We start from the raw sequence: 18,846 nt of genomic DNA, 5'->3' as shown, positions 1-18,846 counted from the left end.
GCCGCGCCGCTGTCGGTGGCTGAGGCTAGCGTGCGGAGCGCGGAGCCCTGCGACGAGCCCGGAGGTACCGGACGGCCAGGCGCGGGAATGCCCGGAAGAAACGACAGAAGACACGCTTTGCTCCACTTGGTGCCGCCGGACGGGCGGTCCCGCGGCGCGCCGGGCATACTTGGCTAAGCGCTTGCTTGCCCAGGTCTTGTGTTACGTAGAACGTGTTCTTAGCATCGTCGGTGTTACATCACTAGTGTCACGGTCACGGCTTCAGGGGGCTGGATGACAGCGGCAACGACACCGGACGGCGGCGGCCCGCTCGCGGGCGTACGCGTGGTCGAGCTGGCGGGGATCGGGCCCGGCCCGTTCGCCGCCATGCTCCTCGCCGACCTCGGCGCCGACGTCGTACGGGTGGACCGCCCCGGCGGCCCCGGCCTGGGCGTCGCCCCGGAGTACGACGTCACCAACCGCAACAAGCGCTCGGTGGTCGTCGACCTCAAGACGGCCGAGGGGCCTGCTCGCGTCCTCGACCTCGCCTCCCGCGCGGACATCCTCATCGAGGGGTACCGGCCGGGCGTCGCCGAGCGCCTGGGCGTCGGCCCCGAGGCCTGCCACGCGGTCAACCCGCGGCTGGTCTACGGCCGGATGACCGGCTGGGGCCAGCAGGGCCCGCTCGCCCACCGCGCCGGGCACGACATCGCCTACATCGCGCTCACCGGCACGCTCGGCATGATCGGCGAGCCGGACCGGCCGCCGGCCGTGCCCGCCAACCTGGTCGGCGACTACGCGGGCGGCTCCCTCTACCTCGTCGTCGGCGTCCTCGCCGCACTGCACCACGCGCGCGCGGGCGGCGGCGGGCAGGTCGTCGACGCCGCCATCGTCGACGGCGCCGCCCATCTCGCCGCGATGATCCACGGCATGGTCGCCGCGGGTGGCTGGCAGGACCGGCGGGGCGCCAACCTCCTCGACGGCGGCTGCCCGTACTACGGCACGTACGAGACCGCCGACGGCGGACACATGGCGGTCGGTGCTCTGGAACAGCAGTTCTACGAGGAGTTCCTGGACCTCATCGGACTGAAGGACTTCGCTCCGGCCCGCAAGGACTGGACCCGGTGGGGCGAGCTGCGCGAGGCGGTCGCGGCCCGCTTCCGCACCCGCACCCGGGACGAGTGGACGGCCGTCTTCGAGGGCTCCGACGCGTGCGTGGCTCCCGTGCTGTCGCTGCGCGAGGCCCCGCACCACCCGCACCTGGCCGCCCGCGGCACCTTCATCGACCACGGCGGCATCACCCAGCCCGCCCCCGCGCCCCGCTTCTCCGCGACACCCACCACCGTCCGCAGCGGCCCCGCGCAACCGGGCGCCGACACCGCGGAGGTGGCCCGTGACTGGGAGATACCCGGACTCCTGGCGGACGGCGCCTGACGGACGCACGGCCCGCGTCGCGCAACCCGCGGTGCGGCCGGACGGACCCGAGGCTCCCACGCCCCCGATACCGCTCGGCAGAAACCCTCGTTGAAAGGCTTGTCAGTGAGCACCGAAGCGTACGTGTACGACGCGATCCGCACCCCGCGCGGGCGCGGCAAGGCCAATGGGGCCCTGCACGGTACGAAGCCCATCGACCTGGTCGTGGGCCTCATCCACGAGATCCGCGACCGCTTCCCGGACCTCGACCCGGCCGCGATCGACGACATCGTGCTCGGTGTCGTGGGGCCGGTCGGCGACCAGGGATCGGACATCGCGCGGATCGCCGCCGTCGCCGCCGGTCTGCCGGACACGGTGGCCGGCGTCCAGGAGAACCGCTTCTGCGCCTCGGGCCTGGAAGCGGTGAACATGGCCGCGATGAAGGTCCGCTCCGGCTGGGAGGACCTGGTCCTCGCCGGTGGCGTCGAGTCGATGTCCCGCGTGCCGATGGCCTCCGACGGCGGCGCCTGGTTCAACGACCCGATGACCAACCTCGCCACCAACTTCGTGCCGCAGGGCATCGGCGCCGACCTGATCGCCACCATCGAGGGCTTCTCGCGCCGCGACGTCGACGAATACGCGGCGCTTTCGCAGGAGCGGGCGGCCGCCGCCATGAAGGACGGCCGTTTCGAGCGCTCCGTCGTGCCCGTCAGGGACCGCAGCGGACTCGTCGTCCTCGACCGCGACGAGTTCCCGCGCCCCGGCACCACCGCCGACTCGCTGGCCAGGCTGAAGCCGTCGTTCGCCGACATCGGCGACCTCGGCGGCTTCGACGCCGTGGCCCTCCAGAAGTACCACTGGGTCGAGAAGATCGACCACGTCCACCACGCCGGCAACTCCTCCGGCATCGTCGACGGCGCCTCGCTCGTCGCGATCGGCTCCAAGGAGGTCGGCGAGCGGTACGGGCTCACCCCGCGCGCGCGGATCGTCTCCGCGGCCGTCTCCGGCTCCGAGCCCACCATCATGCTCACCGGACCGGCGCCCGCCTCCCGCAAGGCGCTCGCCAAGGCCGGTCTGACCATCGACGACATCGACCTGGTCGAGATCAACGAGGCCTTCGCGGCCGTCGTCCTGCGCTTCGCGCGGGACATGGGCCTGTCCCTGGACAAGGTCAACGTCAACGGCGGCGCGATCGCGCTCGGCCACCCGCTCGGCGCCACCGGCGCGATGATCCTGGGCACCCTGGTCGACGAACTGGAGCGCCAGGACAAGCGCTACGGCCTCGCCACGCTCTGCGTCGGCGGCGGCATGGGCATCGCCACCGTCGTCGAGCGCCTGTAACCACCCGGCGGACCCTCAGACTTCTACGGAGACACCAGTCATGACCGAGAGCACCACCATCCGCTGGGAACAGGACGACACCGGTGTCGTCACCCTCGTCCTCGACGACCCCAACCAGTCCGCCAACACCATGAACCAGGCGTTCCGCGACTCGCTCGCCGCGATCGCCGACCGCCTGGAGGCCGAGAAGGACGCGATCCGCGGCGTCATCTTCACCTCCGCCAAGAAGACCTTCTTCGCCGGCGGCGACCTGCGCGACCTGATCCGGGTCACGCCCGAGACCGCCCAGGAACTCCTGGACGGCGGCCTGGAGATCAAGCGCAACCTGCGCCGCATCGAGACCCTCGGCAAGCCGGTCGTCGCCGCGATCAACGGCGCGGCCCTGGGCGGCGGCTACGAGCTCGCCCTCGCCTGCCACCACCGCGTCGCGCTCGACGCCCCCGGCTCCAAGATCGGCTGCCCCGAGGTCACCCTCGGCCTGCTCCCCGGAGGCGGCGGCGTCGTCCGCACCGTCCGGCTGCTCGGCATCGCCGACGCCCTGCTGAAGGTGCTGCTCCAGGGCACCCAGTACAGCCCGCGGCGCGCCCTCGACAACGGCCTCGTGCACGAGGTGGCCGACAGCCCCGAGGACCTGCTCGCCAGGGCCCGCGCCTTCATCGACGCCAACCCCGAGTCGCAGCAGCCCTGGGACCGGCCCGGCTACCGCATCCCGGGCGGCACCCCGGCCAACCCGAAGTTCGCGGCCAACCTGCCCGCGTTCCCGGCCAACCTGCGCAAGCAGACCAACGGCGCCCCCTACCCGGCCCCGCGCAACATCCTCGCGGCCGCCGTCGAGGGCGCCCAGGTCGACTTCGAGACCGCCCAGCTGATCGAGGCGCGCTACTTCGTGGAACTGGCGGCCGGCCAGACCTCCAAGAACATGATCCAGGCGTTCTTCTTCGACCTCCAGGCCGTCAACTCCGGCGCCAACCGGCCCACCGGCGTCGAGCCGCGCCAGGTCCGCAAGGTGGCCGTGCTCGGCGCCGGGATGATGGGCGCGGGCATCGCCTACTCGTGCGCCCTCGCCGGCATCGAGGTCGTCCTCAAGGACGTCTCCCTGGAGGCGGCCGTCAAGGGCAAGGGCTACTCCGAGAAGCTGTGCGCCAAGGCGGTGTCCCGGGGCCGTACGAGCCAGGAGAAGGCCGACGCCCTCCTCGCCCGCATCACCCCGACCGCCGACCCGCAGGACCTCGCGGGCTGCGACGCGGTGATCGAGGCCGTCTTCGAGGACACCTCGCTCAAGCACAAGGTGTTCCAGGAGATCCAGCACATCGTCGAACCCGACGCGCTGCTGTGCTCCAACACCTCCACCCTCCCCATCACCGCGCTCGCCGAAGGCGTGGAACGTCAGAGCGACTTCATCGGGCTGCACTTCTTCTCGCCCGTCGACAAGATGCCGCTCGTCGAGATCATCAAGGGCGAGCGCAGTGGCGACGAGGCACTCGCCCGCGCCTTCGACCTGGTCCGGCAGATCAGGAAGACGCCGATCGTCGTCAACGACTCGCGCGGCTTCTTCACCTCGCGGGTGATCGGGCACTTCATCAACGAGGGCGTGGCGATGGTCGGCGAGGGCATCGAGCCCGCGTCCATCGAGCAGGCGGCCGCCCAGGCGGGCTACCCGGCCAAGGTGCTGTCCCTGATGGACGAGCTGACCCTCACCCTGCCCCGCAAGATCCGCAACGAGTCCAGGCGGGCCGTCGAGGAGGCGGGCGGCACCTGGCCCGCGCACCCCGCCGAGGCGGTCATCGACCGCATGGTCGACGAGTTCGGCCGCCCCGGCCGCAGCGGCGGCGCCGGCTTCTACGAGTACGGCGAGGACGGCGCGCGCACCGGCCTGTGGCCGGGGCTGCGGGAGCACTTCACCAAGTCCGGCCACCGGATCCCGTTCGAGGACATGCAGGAACGCATGCTCTTCGCCGAGGCGCTCGACACCGTCAAGCTGCTCGAAGAGGGCGTGCTGACCTCCGTCGCCGACGCCAACATCGGCTCCCTGTTCGGCATCGGCTTCCCCGGCTGGACCGGCGGAGTCCTCCAGTACATCAACGGCTACGAGGGCGGCCTGCCCGGCTTCGTGGCCCGCGCGCGGCAGCTCGCCGACCGCTACGGCGACCGGTTCACCCCGCCCGCGCTGCTGGTGGAGAAGGCGGAGCAGGGCGGAACCTTCACCGACGCACGCTGACCCGGCGACCGGCGAAGCGGGCTCCGGTCCGGCCAGGTGCCGTCGTGGCGAGGACCACGACGGCACCGCGCCCGCAGGCGCTCAGGTGCCGGTCGCGGACGGGTCCGGGAGGGTGCCCGTCGCGGACGTGTCCGGGAGCCACTCGCGCAGCTCCTCCCTGAGCGACCGCTGGAACGTGGTCAGCAGTGCCTGCACGATCAGCGGCTGCATGTGCGCGGACAGCGCCTTCACCGCGCGGGCGTCACGCTGTCCGACCTCGCCGCGGAACAGCCGGGACAGCTCGTGCGCCGCCGCCCGCGAGTGCTCCAGAAGCACCTCCCTGGCCGCGAGGACCGACTCCTCGGCCAGCGGTACGTCCAACAGCTCCACCCCGAGCCGCAACAGCCCGAGGTCGACGCGGTAGCCGTCCTCGGTCCGCTCGACGACGTCCATCGCCACCAGCCGGTCCACGTCCTCCTCGGCCAGCGGCCGCCCCGCCCGGCGCCCCAGCTCCGCACGGGACACCGACTCCACCGCGTCCGGCGCCCAGGAGGCGACCACCGCGCGGTGCAGCGCGAGGTCCTGCGCGCTCAGGTCCGCGGGCAGCCGGCTCAGATAGCGCTCGATCGCCGCCAGCGTCATGCCCTGGTGCTGCAACTCCTCGATCAGCGCCAGCCGCGCCAGGTGCTCCCGGCCGTAGTGCCCCACCCGGCGCGGGCCGATCTCCGGCGGCGGCAGCAGACCCTTGGTGCCGTAGAAACGCACCGTGCGCACGGTGACCCCCGTGCGGGCGGCCAACTCGTCGATGGTGAGGGTCGGCTCCTGCTCCCCGGCGTCGGTCGTCATGCGTAGCAGTATCGCTGTCCCACTCCCGCTGTGACAGTCCTGCTGCGACGGCGTTGTCAGTGCCGTCGCCTACGGTGGCGGCATGTCGGAGATCACGTACGTCCGGGGAGACGCGACCGTTCCGGCGGCGCGGGGTGTCAAGGTGATCGCCCATGTCTGCAACGACATGGGCGGCTGGGGCAAGGGCTTCGTCCTCGCCGTGTCGCGCCGTTGGCCCGAGCCGGAGGCGGCGTACCGCGCCTGGCACCGAGCCCGCGCGTCGAACGACTTCGGCCTGGGCGCGCTCCAACTCGTCCGGGTCGAGCCGTATGTGTGGGTGGCCAACATGATCGGCCAGCACGGCATCAGAACCGGCAGCAAGGGCGTCCCCGTGCGCTACGAGGCCATCGACACGGCCCTTGGCCGGCTGGGCGACCGGGTGATCGAACTGGACGCGTCGGTCCACATGCCCCGGATAGGCTGCGGGCTGGCCGGTGGCAAGTGGTCCCGCGTCGAGCCGCTCGTCGAGGAGCGGCTGGTGCGCCGGGGCATCCGGGTGACGGTGTACGACCATGGGGAGATACCGAGTTGAGCCGTGACATCGACGTCCTGGTACTGGGCGGAGCGGGCGTGGACACGATCGTGTACGTGCCGGAGCTGCCGCTCCCGTACGCCGACAGCTACATGATCGACAGCGGGATCCGGGCCCGCGCCGGACAGACCGGAGACTTCGTCGCCCTCGGCCTGAGCGCGCTCGGTCTGCGCACCCACCACCTGGACCTGCTCGGTGACGACCCCGAGGGCGAACTCGTGCGCGCCCTGCACCGGGAGAAGGACATCCCCCTCACCGCGATCCCGCAGCCCGCGGGCACCAAGCGGGCCGTGAACCTGGTGAGCCCGGACGGCCGCCGCCTCTCCCTGTACGACAGCAGCCGCGGCCACCCCGACGACCGCCTCCCCGAGGCCACGGTCCGGGCCCTGGCCGAGGCGAGCCGGCACGCGCACGTGTCCATCACCCAGCCGTGCGCCCACGCGCTTCCCGTGCTGCGCGAGGCCGGTGTGAGCATCTCCACCGACCTGCACAACTGGGACGGGGTGAACCCGTACCACGAGTCGTTCGCGTATGCCGCGGACGTCGTCTTCCTGTCCACCACCGCGCTGTCCGACCCCGAGCGGACCATGCGCCGCATCGTCGACCGGGGCCGGGCCGAGGTGGTCGTGGCCATGGCCGGAGCGGAGGGCGCCTATCTGCTCGCCGACGACGAGCTGACCCGCGTACCGGCGCTCACGCCCCCGTCGCCGGTGGTGGACTCCAACGGCGCGGGCGACGCCTTCGCCGCCGCGTTCCTCTTCGGCTGGCTGACCCGCGAGGCACCGCAGCGCTGCGCCCGGTACGGCGCGGTGGCCGGCGCCCACGCCTGCACCGTGCCGGCCACCGTGGCCGACGCGATCGGCCGGGACGAGCTCCTCGCCCGGGTCGCCGCGGCGGAGGCGGGCACCACCGCACGGTAGGCCGCGGACAGCGGCTCAGGTCGGCGGACCGACCGTCGGCTCAGGGCGGAGGGGCCGGACCGCCCGGGGGTGCTCGCTCCGGGCCGTCCGGCGCCGCCGCGGGCGGTCAGTGTCCGTGCACGTCGTTCGTGGCCTCGATGCTCTTCCAGGACGCGGGCTGCGCGGGCGGCCGGGCGGTCCGCGCGAGGGAGGCCGCCGGGGCGGCCGTCGCCGCGGCCGGCTTCGACGGCTGGAACAGCCAGGTGTCGAACAGGGCCGTGAGCGACTTCCCGGACACCCGCTCGGCGTACGCCCGGAAGTCGTCGACGGACGCGTTGCCGTACGCGTGCTCCCGCGGCCAGCCCTTCAGCACCGCGAAGAACGCGTCGTCGCCGATCTCGTCGCGCAGCGCCTGGATCGCCAGGGCTCCCCGGTCGTAGACGGCGAGGTCGAACTGGTCGTCCGGGCCCGGGTCACCGGGCTTCACGGTCCAGAACGCGTCGTCGGCCGGGTGCGAGGCGTACACGTAGTCGGCGAGCTCCCGGGTCGTGCCCTCGCCCTCGTGCTCGGACCACAGCCACTGCGCGTAGCGCGCGAACCCCTCGTTGATCCAGATGTCCTTCCAGCCCTTGAGGGACACGGAGTCGCCGTACCACTGGTGGGCCAGCTCGTGCACGACCACCGAGGTGTTGGAGCCGTTCGCGAACTGCCGGGGGCTGTAGTAGACGCGGGTCTGGGTCTCCAGGGCGAACCCGGTGGTCGTGTTCGGTACGTAGCCGCCCGCCGAGCTGAAGGGATACGGCCCGAAATAGCCGCTCAGCCAGTCGACGAGCTCGCCGGTGCGCTCCACGCTCGCCCGCGCCGCCCCGTCGTTGTCGCCGAGGTCCGCGCTGTAGGCGTTGACGACCGGGACACCGCCCTCGGAGGTGCCCGTCGTGACGTCGAACTTCCCGATCGCCAGGGTGGTCAGATAGGTCGCCTGCGGTTTGGCGGACCGCCAGTTGTAGCGGGTCCAGCCCAGCTTGGACACCGTGGACTGGAGGGTGCCGTTGGAGATCGCCTGAGTGCCGTCCGGCACGGCCACCGACACGTCGTAGGTCGCCTTGTCCAGCGGGTGGTCGTTGCTCGGGAACCACCACCAGGCGGACTCGGGCTCGTCGGCCGCGACCGCGCCGTCGGGTGTGCGGTGCCAGGTGCTGAACCCGTAGGCGCTCTTCGTCGACGGCACCCCGCGGTAGCGGATCACCAGGGTGACCGGCGTGCCCTTCGCGAGCGGGGCCTTCGGGGTGATCACCAGCTCGTGCTGCCCGGAGGCGGCGAAGGCCGCCTTGGCTCCGTCGACCCGCACCTCGCTCACGTCCAGCAGGAAGTCCAGGTCGAGGCTGGACAGATCCTGCGTGGTCCGCGCCTCGATGGTCGCCGTGCCCTCCAGCTCGTCCGTCGCCGGCCGGTAGGTCAGCCGCAGGTCGTAGTGGGAGACGTCGTAACCGCCGTTGCCGTAGTACGGGTAATAGGGATCGCCGATGCCCGGGGCGCCGGGTGCGTAGCCCGCGGCCGAGGCCGGGATCGCCAGCAGGAGGGAGGCCGCCGCGAGCACGCCCGGCACGAAGATTCTGCGGTGCACGAGAACTCCAAGTCGTCGGGACATGAGGTCTGTTCGGAGCCTATTCAGTCCCGGTGGCCGCAGAGCTGTCCACCGCCCCTCGTGTCACACGATCGCCATTCGGCCGACATGTGGCCGCACGCGACCCGACGACCACTCAGCTGTCCTCTTCTGTAAGGGAGTTGACCGAGGTAACGTCCGCGCATGCCGAAACGCACGCGCTTCATGACCTGGAGAACGCTCGCGACCCTGGCCGTCGCAGCCCTGATGGCTGCCTTCCTCACCCCCGCGGCCGCCCGAGCCGCCGTCCGGGAGAGCCGGCCCGTCTACTCGTACGCCGACGCCATCCGCGAGGCCGTCTGGGTGGACACCGGCCTCGACTCGGACGGCGACGGGAGGACCGACCGGGTCGCCGCCGACATCGTCCGGCCCGCCGAACCCGCCCGCGAGGGCCGCAAAGTGCCCGTCATCATGGACGCCAGCCCCTACTACTCCTGCTGCGGCCGCGGCAACGAGAGCCAGTTGAAGACGTACGACGCCGCCGGCCACGTCGTCCAGATGCCGCTGTTCTACGACAACTACTTCGTGCCCCGCGGCTACGCCTTCGTCGGCGTCGACCTCGCCGGCACCAACCGCTCCGACGGCTGCGTCGACGTCGGCGGCCGCTCCGACATCCAGTCCGCGAAGGCGGTGATCGACTGGCTCAACGGACGGGCCAGGGCGTACACCACCCGCACCGGGACGACCACGGTGAAGGCGGGCTGGACCAACGGCAGAACGGGCATGATCGGCAAGAGCTGGGACGGCACCATCGCCAACGGCGTCGCCGCCACCGGCGTCAAGGGACTGAAGACGATCGTCCCGATCAGCGCCATCTCCTCCTGGTACGACTACTACTTCGCCCAGGGCGCCCCGCTCTACGACTCGGGCCCCGACTGGCTCTCGGACTACGTCGACAGCCCCGACGCCCGCACCAGGTGCGCCGCCGTCCAGCAGAAGCTCGTCGACCAGGCCCCGCGCACCGGCGACTGGACCGGCCTGTGGACCGAGCGCGACTACGTCAAGGACGCCGGCCGGGTACGCGCGAGCGTCTTCCTGGTCCACGGCATGCAGGACCTCAACGTCCGCACCAAGAACTTCGGCCAGTGGTGGGACGCCCTCGCCCGCAACGGCGTCGAACGCAAGATCTGGCTCTCCCAGACCGGCCACGTCGACCCGTTCGACTTCCGCCGCGCCGCCTGGGTCGACACCCTGCACCGCTGGTTCGACCACGAGCTCCTCGGCTACGACAACGGCATCGACCGCGAACCCATGGCCGACATCGAACGCCACCCCGACCAGTGGGCCACCTCCACGGTCTGGCCGCCGCGCGGCACCGAGGCGACCACCCTGCGCCCGGCGACCGGCGCCACGGCAGGCGTCGGCACCCTCGGCCTGAAGCGCGCCGCCGGCACCGAGACCTTCACCGACGACCCGCGGCTCGACGAGAGCGACTGGGCGGCGCGGATCGACACCGCCACGCCCGAGAAGGCCGGCTTCGTCACCGGACCGCTCACCGCGGACCTACGGCTGTCCGGCTCCTCGAAGGTCACCGTCGCCGCGACCCCGACGACCACCTCGGCCCACCTCACGGCCGTCCTGGTCGACCTCGGCCCGGACACCGTCCGCGACTACGCGGCGAGCGGCGAGGGCATCACCACCCTCACCGACCGCACCTGCTGGGGCGCGAGCAGCGCGGGCGACAGCGCCTGCTTCAAGGAGACCCGGGCGAAGACCGCCGACGTCGGCTTCACGGTCCTCAGCCGGGGCTGGGCCGACCTCGGCCACTACGCCTCCGCCCGGCACGGCGTCCCGCTGACCCCGGGCCGGACGTACACCATCACCCTGGACCTGGCCGCCACCGACCACGTGGTGCCCGCGGGCCACCGGCTGGCACTGATCGTGGCGGGCACGGACCGGGACCTCATCGACCCGCCGGCCACCACCCCGACCCTCGCCCTGGACCTGTCCCGCACCTCGGCCCGGGTGCCGTTCGTCGGCGGCGCGGCCGCGTTCGCCGAGGCCACGGCAGGATCGGCGTACTCCGCGCCCGGCTCCGCGCGACCGGCGCCCCGCACGACCGCCGCCACGCCCCCGGCCGGGGTACGCGAGCCGTCGACCGTCCACCGGATCCCCTAGGGCCTGTCTGACAATTCCCGTCTGCCCGGCGACGCCATGCACGCCCTCTCGCCGCACCGGCCCCAGGCCCGAGTACATCCAGTACGCAGGCCTGGGGCCGGCACGCCGAGAGCACGCACCTGACGCCGCCGGGCCGCCCTTCGGGCGACGACGCGAATTGTCAGACAGGCCCTAGCGACCCGCAGCCGGCTTCCGCAGCGGCTCACCGGGAGGCGGCCGCCAGCGCGGCCGCCTCCTCGGCGCATCCCCACGCCACCGTCACACCCGCGCCGCCGTGACCGTAGTGATGGACCAGCACCCGTCCGTCCGGCAGCGACACGCGCTCCAGCCGTACCGCCTCCCGGACGGGCCGCAGTCCCACCCGGTGCTCCAGGATCCGGGCACCGGCGATCTCCGGCCGCAGCGCCGAGCACCGGCGGACGATCGCCGCCGCCACCGCCGGATCGGGCTCGGTCGACCAGACGTCGTCCTGCGCCGTGCCGCCGAGCAGCAGCCGGCCCGGCTGCGGGAAGAGGTACGCCATCTCGCCGGCCGGGTCGGTGCTGACGAGCCAGCTGTCGACGCCGGGGTTCTCCACGACGACCAGCTGTCCCCGCACGGGCCGCACCGCGGGATCCGGCACCAGCTCACGGGCGCCCAGCCCGGTGCAGTTGACCACGACCGGAGCGTCCGCCTCCGCCAGATCGGACACCGTACGCTCCTCGACCGAGCCGCCCGCCCGCAGCAACCGCCCCCGCAGCCAGGGGAGGTACGCCGCCATGTCGACCAGCGGCAGCCGGGCCCGTACCCCCGTACCGGCGTATTCGTCCGCGGTGGACGCGCGCAGACCGGGCAGCCGGGCGGACGCCCAGCCGGCCACCTCGTCCAGGGCCGTCTCGCCCAGCACCCCGTCGACCAGGCGCACGCCGGTGGTGCCGGGCCGTTCGGCGAGCTCCTCGTACACCTCCAGCGAGCGCAGCGCCCAGGCCCGCGCCGAAGCGACCGGCTCGATGTGGTACGGCCACCACAGCGCGCCCGCGACCGCGGAGGTGGTCCGCTCGACCGGATCGCGGGTCCACACCCGCACTCGGCGGCCGCTCTCGGCCAGGACGACGGCCGTCGTCAGCCCGATCACTCCGCCGCCGATCACGATCACTTCGTCATTCGATCCCCTGGTCACGCGGGGACGTTAGCGGAATATGTCATGCCGTGCTCAGAACGTCCCCGTGCTGGGGATACTCACACCATGTCTGCCGCGTACGCGACCTTCGGCCTGGCCCCGGCGACGCGCGCCGGTGCGGTGCTCGCCGACGGCGGCTACCGGATCCACCGGGACTTCCTCGACTTCGTCGTCGACGGACGCCCGTTGCTGCACCGGCTCTGCGACCTCGACGCCGTCTCCCCGCTCGCCTCCGACGTACCGCCCGCGATCTTCACCGAGCAGGTCCGCGGCCTGCTGCTGGAGGCGGGGGCACCGCTGCCCGGCGGACGGTACGTCATCTACGGCTGCCCCGAGTGTGCGGACCTCGCGTGCGGCGCGGTCACCGCCGTCATCGACGCCCACCGCGACGACTACGTCTGGCGGGACTTCGCCTGGCAGACCCGTCCGGACGTCGACCTGGAGCTCGACGGCTACCACGGCATCGGCCCCTTCCGCTTCCGCGGCCAGGAGTACCGCACGGCCCTGCACGCGCTGCTCGTCGACGCCGACTCGGGCGCCGACTCGGGTGCCGCCTCGGGCGCCGGCACCGGAGTCGTCGGCGGCGACGGCGAGCGCGGCCGGGACGGCGGCGACGGCTTCGCCCGCGCGGGCCGCCGCGTGCTGCTGATCGGTGCCCGGGTCGCCCTCCTGGCCAGGCTCGCCGCGGCCCTGCGCATCATCGGTATCGGCGCCGACATCACCCGTGACGCGCACGGCGTACCCGCGGACGAACTGCGTGCCTACGGTGCCGTCGTCTTCGGCGCCACGGCCGGTGCCGCGGAACGCGCTGCCGTACGCGACGCCTTCGACCGCGCCGGACTCGACGTCGCGTACGTCGACGGCCTCGCGCCCATCGTCCCGCTCCTCGTCGCCCAGATCGAGCACGCCCTCGACCGTAGCCCCGCCGACCAGCGCCGCCTGACCCGACTGGTCGCCGTCGACGGCGAGGCGGGCGTCGAGGTGACCTCGTCCTGCCGGGTCCGCCTCACCGTCTACCGTCTCGACCGTCTCTCCCGCCCCCGTACGCACGAACTGTTCGACGGCGTCCTGGAACCCGGCCGGCACCGCATCGCCCTGGACCCCAAGGCGGTCCGGGGCGCCTCCTTCGTGGTGGCCAGGACGTCCGGGAGCGTCATGGTGGAGGCGCTGCCCCGCCGACCGGCCCCGACCGCCGACCGACTGCCGCGACCGCGGTGACTCCCGTCACCGCCCGCCGAGCGCCGCACCCCCAGCCGACGGCCCACCAGGGCGTGTTTCGAAAGTCCCGTCTGCCCCGCCCTCCGGGCGGACGACGGGAATTCTCGGACAGGGCCTTAGGATCGACGACCTGATGACTGCCACCCTCGTCGCCAAGAACCTCGCCGCCGGGCACGGCGACCGCTCGCTCTTCACCGGGCTCGACCTCGTCGTCGCACCCGGTGACGTGATCGGTCTCGTCGGTGCCAACGGCGCGGGCAAGTCCACCCTGCTGCGCCTGCTCGCCGGGCTGAGCACCCCGGAGCAGGGCGAGCTCAGGCTCTCCCCGCCGACCGCGACCGTCGGACACCTGCCGCAGGAACCCGAGCGGCGGCCCGGCGAGAGCGTGCGCGAGTTCCTCGCCCGCCGCACCGGGGTGGCGGCCGCCCAGCTGGCGATGGACGAGGCCACCCAGGGCCTGGTCGACGGTGCCCCGGGGGCCGACGACGCCTACGCGACGAGCCTGGAGCGCTGGCTCGACCTCGGCGGCGCCGACCTCGACGAGCGGGCCGAGGAGGTCGCCGACTCGCTCGGCCTCGGCATCGGCCTGGACCAGCCCATGACGTCCCTGTCCGGCGGCCAGGCCGCCCGTGCGGGCCTCGCCTCGCTGCTGCTGTCCCGGTACGACGTCTTCCTGCTCGACGAGCCCACCAACGACCTCGACCTCGACGGCCTGGAGCGCCTCGAACGCTTCGTGAGCGGCCTGCGCGCGGGCACCGTCGTCGTCAGCCACGACCGCGAGTTCCTCACCCGCACCGTGACCAAGGTCCTCGAACTCGACCTCGCCCAGCAGCAGGTGAACCTCTACGGCGGCGGTTACGCGGCCTATCTGGAGGAGCGGGACGTGGCCCGCAGGCACGCCCGCGAGGACTTCGAGGAGTACGCCGACAAGCGGTCCGCCCTCCAGGACCGCGCGCAGATGCAGCGCTCCTGGATGGACAAGGGCGTCAAGAACGCCCGGCGCAAGGCGAACAACGACAACGACAAGATCGGCCGCAAGTTCCGCAGCGAGGCCAGCGAGAAGCAGGCCGCGAAGGCCCGGCAGACCCAGCGCATGATCGAACGGCTGGAGACCGTCGAGGAACCGCGCAAGGAGTGGGAGCTGCGCATGGAGATCGCCACGGCGCCGCGCTCGGGCGCGGTGGTGGCGACCCTGCGGGACGCCGAGGTGCGGCGCGGGGACTTCACGTTCGGTCCGGTGTCGCTCCAGATCGACTGGGCGGACCGGGTCGCGGTCACCGGCGCGAACGGCGCGGGCAAGTCGACCCTGCTCGGCGCGCTCCTCGGCCGGATCCCGCTGGACGCCGGACACGCCGCCCTGGGCTCCGGTGTCCTGGTCGGCGAGGTGGACCAGGCCCGTGGGCTGTTCCTCGGCCCGGAGTCCCTGCTGGACGCGTTCTGCGCGGCCGTACCCGACACCGAACCGGTCGAGGTACGTACGCTGCTGGCCAAGTTCGGTCTGAAGTCGGACCATGTGCTGCGCCAGGCGTCGAGTCTGTCACCCGGCGAGCGCACCCGCGCCGCGCTGGCCCTGCTCCAAGGCCGGGGGGTCAACCTCCTGGTGCTCGACGAGCCGACGAACCACCTCGACCTGCCGGCGATCGAGCAGCTGGAGTCCGCCCTGGACGCCTACGAGGGCACGCTGCTGCTGGTCACCCACGACCGCCGGATGCTCGACGCGGTGCAGGTCACCCGCCGCCTGGAGGTCGCCGACGGCAAGGTGACGGAACGCTGACGGAACAGCGAAGGGCCCGGCCCCGGACGAACCGGGGCCGGGCCCTTCGGCCTGTCAGGCCTTGCCCTTCTTCGGGTCGAGCAGTCCGGCCCGGCGCAGCGCGTCGGCCATCGCGCTGTTGGCGGGGGCGGGCGCCGGCCGGCCGGCGCCGCCACCAGCACGACCCTGCCCCTGACCCTGCCGTCCCTGGCCCTGGCGCTGCTGGCCCTGTCCCTGGCCCTGCCCCTGGCGCTGCTGGCCCTGGCGCTGCTGGGGCGGACGGCCGCCGCGCTGCTGACGGCCGCCGCCCTGCCGCTGCTCGCCGTCCTGCGCCGCCGCCTCGTCGTCCAGCCGCAGCGTCAGCGAGATCCGCTTGCGCGGGATGTCCACGTCGAGGACCTTCACCTTGACGATGTCACCGGGCTTCACCACGTCCCGCGGGTCCTTCACGAACGTCCTCGACAACGCCGAGACGTGCGCCAGGCCGTCCTGGTGGACGCCGACGTCGATGAACGCCCCGAAGGCCGCGACATTGGTGACGACCCCTTCCAGGATCATCCCGGAGGACAGGTCGGAGATCTTCTCGACGCCCTCCTTGAAGGTCGCCGTCCTGAACGCGGGCCGCGGGTCGCGCCCGGGCTTCTCCAGCTCCTTCAGGATGTCGGTCACCGTCGGCAGACCGAACTTCTCGTCCACGAAGTCGTCCGGCCTGAGCGAACGCAGCACCGAGGTGTTGCCGACCAGCGAGGCCACCTCCTGCCCCGAGGTCTTCACCATGCGCCGCACGACCGGGTACGCCTCCGGGTGCACGCTCGACGTGTCCAGCGGGTCGTCGCCGCCGCGGATGCGCAGGAAGCCCGCGCACTGCTCGTACGCCTTGGGACCGAGCCGGGCCACGCCCTTGAGCTGGGAACGGGAGCTGAACGGCCCGTTCGCGTCCCGGTGGGCCACGATGTTCTCGGCCAGCCCCGAGGAGATGCCGGACACCCGCGACAGCAGCGGGGCGGACGCCGTGTTCACGTCCACGCCGACACCGTTCACACAGTCCTCGACGACCGCGTCCAGCGAGCGCGACAGCTTCACCTCGGACAGGTCGTGCTGGTACTGGCCGACACCGATCGACTTCGGGTCGATCTTCACCAGCTCGGCCAGCGGGTCCTGGAGCCGGCGCGCGATGGAGACCGCGCCGCGCAGCGACACGTCCATGTCGGGCAGCTCCTGCGAGGCGAACGCGGAGGCCGAGTACACGGACGCGCCCGCCTCCGACACCATCACCTTGGTGAGCTTCAGCTCCGGGTGCCTGGTGATGAGGTCACCGGCGAGCTTGTCGGTCTCGCGGGACGCCGTGCCGTTGCCGATGGCGATCAGCTCGACCGCGTGCTCCCCGGCCAGCCGGGCCAGCTTCGCGAGGGCCTCGTCCCACTTGTTGGCCGGGACGTGCGGGTAGATGACGTCGGTCGCCACCACCTTGCCGGTCGCGTCGACCACGGCCACCTTCACGCCCGTACGGAAACCGGGGTCGAGGCCCAGCGTCGCGCGCGTGCCCGCCGGGGCGGCCAGCAGCAGGTCCCGCAGGTTCGCCGCGAAGACGTTCACCGCCTCGTCCTCGGCGGCCGTCCGCAGCCGCAGCCTGAGGTCGATGCCGAGGTGCACCAGCAGCCGGGTGCGCCAGGCCCAGCGGACCGTGTCCGTCAGCCACTTGTCACCGGGCCGCCCGCGGTCGGCGATGCCGAAGCGGTGGGCGACCATCCCCTCGTACGAGCTCGGGCCGTCCGTCGGCTCCTCCGGCTCCAGGACGAGGTCGAGGACGTCCTCCTTCTCGCCGCGCAGCATCGCCAGGACGCGGTGCGAGGGCAGCTCGGTGAACGGCTCGGCGAAGTCGAAGTAGTCGGCGAACTTGGCGCCCGCCTCCTCCTTGCCGTCCCGCACCTTGGCGGCCAGCCGCCCGCGGACCCACATGCGCTCGCGCAGCTCGCCGACGAGGTCGGCGTTTTCGGAGAAGCGTTCGGTGAGGATGGCGCGGGCGCCGTCCAGCGCGGCCTGCGGATCGGCGACACCCTTGTCGGCGTCGACGAACGCGGTGGCCGCCGCGATCGGGGCCACGCTCGGGTCGCCGAGCAGCCCCTCGGCCAGCGGCTCCAGACCCGCCTCGCGCGCGATCTGAGCCTTGGTGCGCCGCTTGGGCTTGTACGGCAGGTAGATGTCCTCCAGGCGCGCCTTGGTCTCGGCCGCCAGGATCTGCGCCCGGAGCTCGTCGGTGAGCTTGCCCTGCTCGCGCACCGACTCCAGGATCGCCGTCCGCCGCTCCTCCAGCTCCCGCAGATAGCGCAGCCGCTCCTCGATCGTGCGCAGCTGCGCGTCGTCGAGCATCTCGGTCGCTTCCTTGCGGTAGCGGGCGACGAAGGGCACCGTCGCACCGCCGTCGAGCAGCTCGACGGCAGCCTTGACCTGTCGCTCCCGTACGCCGAGCTCCTCGGCGATCCTGCCTTCGATGGACCCTACTTCGATGGACCCGGGTGTCGTCACGATCCCGTACCGCCTTCTCCACTGAGGTTGCGCGGCAATTGTGGCAGGTGGCGCCGACAACGGGGGAGCAAGGCGGGACGACGCCGCGGTGTCGCGTCGGATCGGCCGCCGACGGCCGATGGCAGGAAAGGTGGGAAGCCCGTCGTTGCAGCCGTCACCGGACCCGCCGAGACTCGGACGCATGGCGCAGCGAACCGTTCTCGTCGTCCTCTTCGACGGCGTGCAGAGCCTTGACGTGACCGGCCCGGTCGAGGTCTTCGCGGGTGCGGAGAGTCACACCCCGGGCAGCTACCGCATCCGGACCGCTTCCCTGGACGGCGGCCCGGTGCGTACCTCCAGCGGCCTGACCCTGGTCCCCGACGGGGCCCTCACGGACCCGGCCGACGACCCGCACACCCTCCTCGTGCCCGGCGGCGCGGGCACCCGTGAGGCCGACGCCCGCATGGTCGACCGGCTGCGCGCGCTGGCCCCGTGCGCCGAGCGCCTCGTCTCGGTGTGCACCGGGGCGATCCTGCTCGCGGCGGCGGGTCTGCTGGACGGACACCGCGCCACGACCCACTGGGCCTACTGCGACAAGCTCGCCCGCGACCACCCGGCGGTCGAGGTGGACCCCGACCCCATCTACGTACGGGACCGCCGGGTCTCCACCTCGGCCGGTGTCACCTCCGGCATCGACCTGGCGCTCGCCCTGGTGGAGGAGGACCTGGGCCGGGAGGTCGCGCTGCGGGTCGCCCGCCATCTCGTGGTCTTCCTGCGCAGGCCCGGCAACCAGGCCCAGTTCAGTGCCCAGCTCGCCGCCCAGACGGCGCACCGGGAGCCGTTGCGCGACGTCCAGCAGTGGATCACCGAGCATCCGGCCGGGGACCTGAGCGTGGAGGCGCTGGCCGGCCGCGCGGCCCTCTCGCCGCGCCACTTCGCCCGCGCCTTCCGGGCCGAGACCGGTACGACCCCCGGCCGGTACGTCGACCGGGTGCGCCTCGAACACGCCCGGCGCCTGCTGGAGGACACCGGGGACGGGGTCGAGGAGATATCCCGCGCCAGCGGCTACGGCACCGCCGAGGCCATGCGGCGCGCCTTCGTCAGGACGCTCGGCACCTCACCGGCCGAGTACCGGCGCCGGTTCCGCCCGGCCCACGCCACCTCCTGACCGCGCCCCTCCCGGC

The 18,846-nt window shown here is 72.7% G+C and carries 13 protein-coding genes; 9 read left to right on the top strand and 4 right to left on the bottom strand.

Features of this window, described 5'->3' with window-relative positions; all coding sequences use genetic code 11:
- Positions 1-273 precede the first annotated feature (273 nt).
- From FNH09_RS19875 to FNH09_RS19865, 3 genes are all read left to right on the top strand, one after another.
- Complete coding sequence (locus FNH09_RS19875) at positions 274-1,413, top strand: CaiB/BaiF CoA transferase family protein (RefSeq protein WP_152889873.1); 1,140 nt, start codon at positions 274-276, stop codon at positions 1,411-1,413.
- A 105-nt stretch (positions 1,414-1,518) separates the two neighbouring features.
- Positions 1,519-2,733 (top strand): acetyl-CoA C-acetyltransferase, encoded by a 1,215-nt coding sequence (locus tag FNH09_RS19870; RefSeq protein WP_162468835.1) that lies wholly within the window; start codon positions 1,519-1,521, stop codon positions 2,731-2,733.
- 40 nt (positions 2,734-2,773) lie between these two features.
- The gene (locus tag FNH09_RS19865; RefSeq protein ID WP_152889867.1) at positions 2,774-4,951 is read left to right on the top strand and encodes a 3-hydroxyacyl-CoA dehydrogenase NAD-binding domain-containing protein; all 2,178 of its coding nucleotides are present in this window, start codon (positions 2,774-2,776) and stop codon (positions 4,949-4,951) included.
- An 81-nt stretch (positions 4,952-5,032) separates the two neighbouring features.
- On the opposite strand, the gene FNH09_RS19860 is transcribed toward FNH09_RS19865, so the two are convergent.
- Entirely contained in the window at positions 5,033-5,776 is a 744-nt protein-coding gene (locus FNH09_RS19860; protein ID WP_152889864.1) for a MerR family transcriptional regulator, read from the bottom strand.
- 82 nt (positions 5,777-5,858) lie between these two features.
- Between FNH09_RS19860 and FNH09_RS19855 the strand changes: the two genes are divergently transcribed.
- Entirely contained in the window at positions 5,859-6,347 is a 489-nt protein-coding gene (locus FNH09_RS19855; protein WP_152889861.1) for a macro domain-containing protein, read from the top strand.
- Complete coding sequence (locus tag FNH09_RS19850) at positions 6,344-7,267, top strand: PfkB family carbohydrate kinase (RefSeq protein ID WP_152889858.1); 924 nt, start codon at positions 6,344-6,346, stop codon at positions 7,265-7,267. Before FNH09_RS19855 ends, FNH09_RS19850 begins: the two co-directional genes overlap by 4 nt.
- A gap of 106 nt (positions 7,268-7,373) precedes the next feature.
- On the opposite strand, the gene FNH09_RS19845 is transcribed toward FNH09_RS19850, so the two are convergent.
- A complete protein-coding gene (locus FNH09_RS19845) occupies positions 7,374-8,870 on the bottom strand; it encodes a M1 family aminopeptidase (RefSeq protein ID WP_162468834.1) in 1,497 nt (498 codons plus the stop codon).
- A 183-nt stretch (positions 8,871-9,053) separates the two neighbouring features.
- Between FNH09_RS19845 and FNH09_RS19840 the strand changes: the two genes are divergently transcribed.
- Positions 9,054-11,027 (top strand): Xaa-Pro dipeptidyl-peptidase, encoded by a 1,974-nt coding sequence (locus FNH09_RS19840; protein WP_152889853.1) that lies wholly within the window; start codon positions 9,054-9,056, stop codon positions 11,025-11,027.
- Between the two features lie 202 nt (positions 11,028-11,229).
- On the opposite strand, the gene FNH09_RS19830 is transcribed toward FNH09_RS19840, so the two are convergent.
- Positions 11,230-12,186, bottom strand: a complete 957-nt coding sequence (locus tag FNH09_RS19830; protein ID WP_162468833.1) for an FAD-dependent oxidoreductase — start codon at positions 12,184-12,186, stop codon at positions 11,230-11,232.
- A gap of 66 nt (positions 12,187-12,252) precedes the next feature.
- On the opposite strand from FNH09_RS19830, the gene FNH09_RS19825 reads away from it, so the two are divergent.
- Together FNH09_RS19825 and FNH09_RS19820 are read left to right on the top strand one after the other, a co-directional pair.
- On the top strand, positions 12,253-13,404 hold the full coding sequence (locus FNH09_RS19825) for an oxidoreductase (RefSeq protein WP_152889850.1): 1,152 nt from the start codon (positions 12,253-12,255) through the stop codon (positions 13,402-13,404).
- Between the two features lie 133 nt (positions 13,405-13,537).
- Positions 13,538-15,178, top strand: coding sequence for an ABC-F family ATP-binding cassette domain-containing protein (locus FNH09_RS19820; RefSeq protein ID WP_152889847.1), 1,641 nt, complete (start codon positions 13,538-13,540; stop codon positions 15,176-15,178).
- Between the two features lie 54 nt (positions 15,179-15,232).
- On the opposite strand, the gene FNH09_RS19815 is transcribed toward FNH09_RS19820, so the two are convergent.
- Entirely contained in the window at positions 15,233-17,683 is a 2,451-nt protein-coding gene (locus tag FNH09_RS19815; protein WP_162468832.1) for a helix-hairpin-helix domain-containing protein, read from the bottom strand.
- Between the two features lie 181 nt (positions 17,684-17,864).
- Between FNH09_RS19815 and FNH09_RS19810 the strand changes: the two genes are divergently transcribed.
- Positions 17,865-18,830 (top strand): GlxA family transcriptional regulator, encoded by a 966-nt coding sequence (locus FNH09_RS19810; RefSeq protein ID WP_152889842.1) that lies wholly within the window; start codon positions 17,865-17,867, stop codon positions 18,828-18,830.
- Positions 18,831-18,846: the final 16 nt, after the last annotated feature.

This window comes from Streptomyces adustus, from assembly GCF_009377175.1.
GTDB classification, from domain to species: Bacteria; Actinomycetota; Actinomycetes; order Streptomycetales; family Streptomycetaceae; genus Streptomyces; species Streptomyces adustus.
This window is presented reverse-complemented; position numbering and strand designations above follow the sequence as displayed.

Coding starts and splice junctions, on each gene's coding strand:
- FNH09_RS19875 (WP_152889873.1), top strand. CDS start 274: ATGACAGCGGCAACGACACCGGACGGCGGCGGCCCGCTCGCGGGCGTA.
- FNH09_RS19865 (WP_152889867.1), top strand. CDS start 2,774: ATGACCGAGAGCACCACCATCCGCTGGGAACAGGACGACACCGGTGTC.
- FNH09_RS19860 (WP_152889864.1), bottom strand. CDS start 5,776: ATGACGACCGACGCCGGGGAGCAGGAGCCGACCCTCACCATCGACGAG.
- FNH09_RS19855 (WP_152889861.1), top strand. CDS start 5,859: ATGTCGGAGATCACGTACGTCCGGGGAGACGCGACCGTTCCGGCGGCG.
- FNH09_RS19840 (WP_152889853.1), top strand. CDS start 9,054: ATGCCGAAACGCACGCGCTTCATGACCTGGAGAACGCTCGCGACCCTG.
- FNH09_RS19825 (WP_152889850.1), top strand. CDS start 12,253: ATGTCTGCCGCGTACGCGACCTTCGGCCTGGCCCCGGCGACGCGCGCC.
- FNH09_RS19820 (WP_152889847.1), top strand. CDS start 13,538: ATGACTGCCACCCTCGTCGCCAAGAACCTCGCCGCCGGGCACGGCGAC.
- FNH09_RS19810 (WP_152889842.1), top strand. CDS start 17,865: ATGGCGCAGCGAACCGTTCTCGTCGTCCTCTTCGACGGCGTGCAGAGC.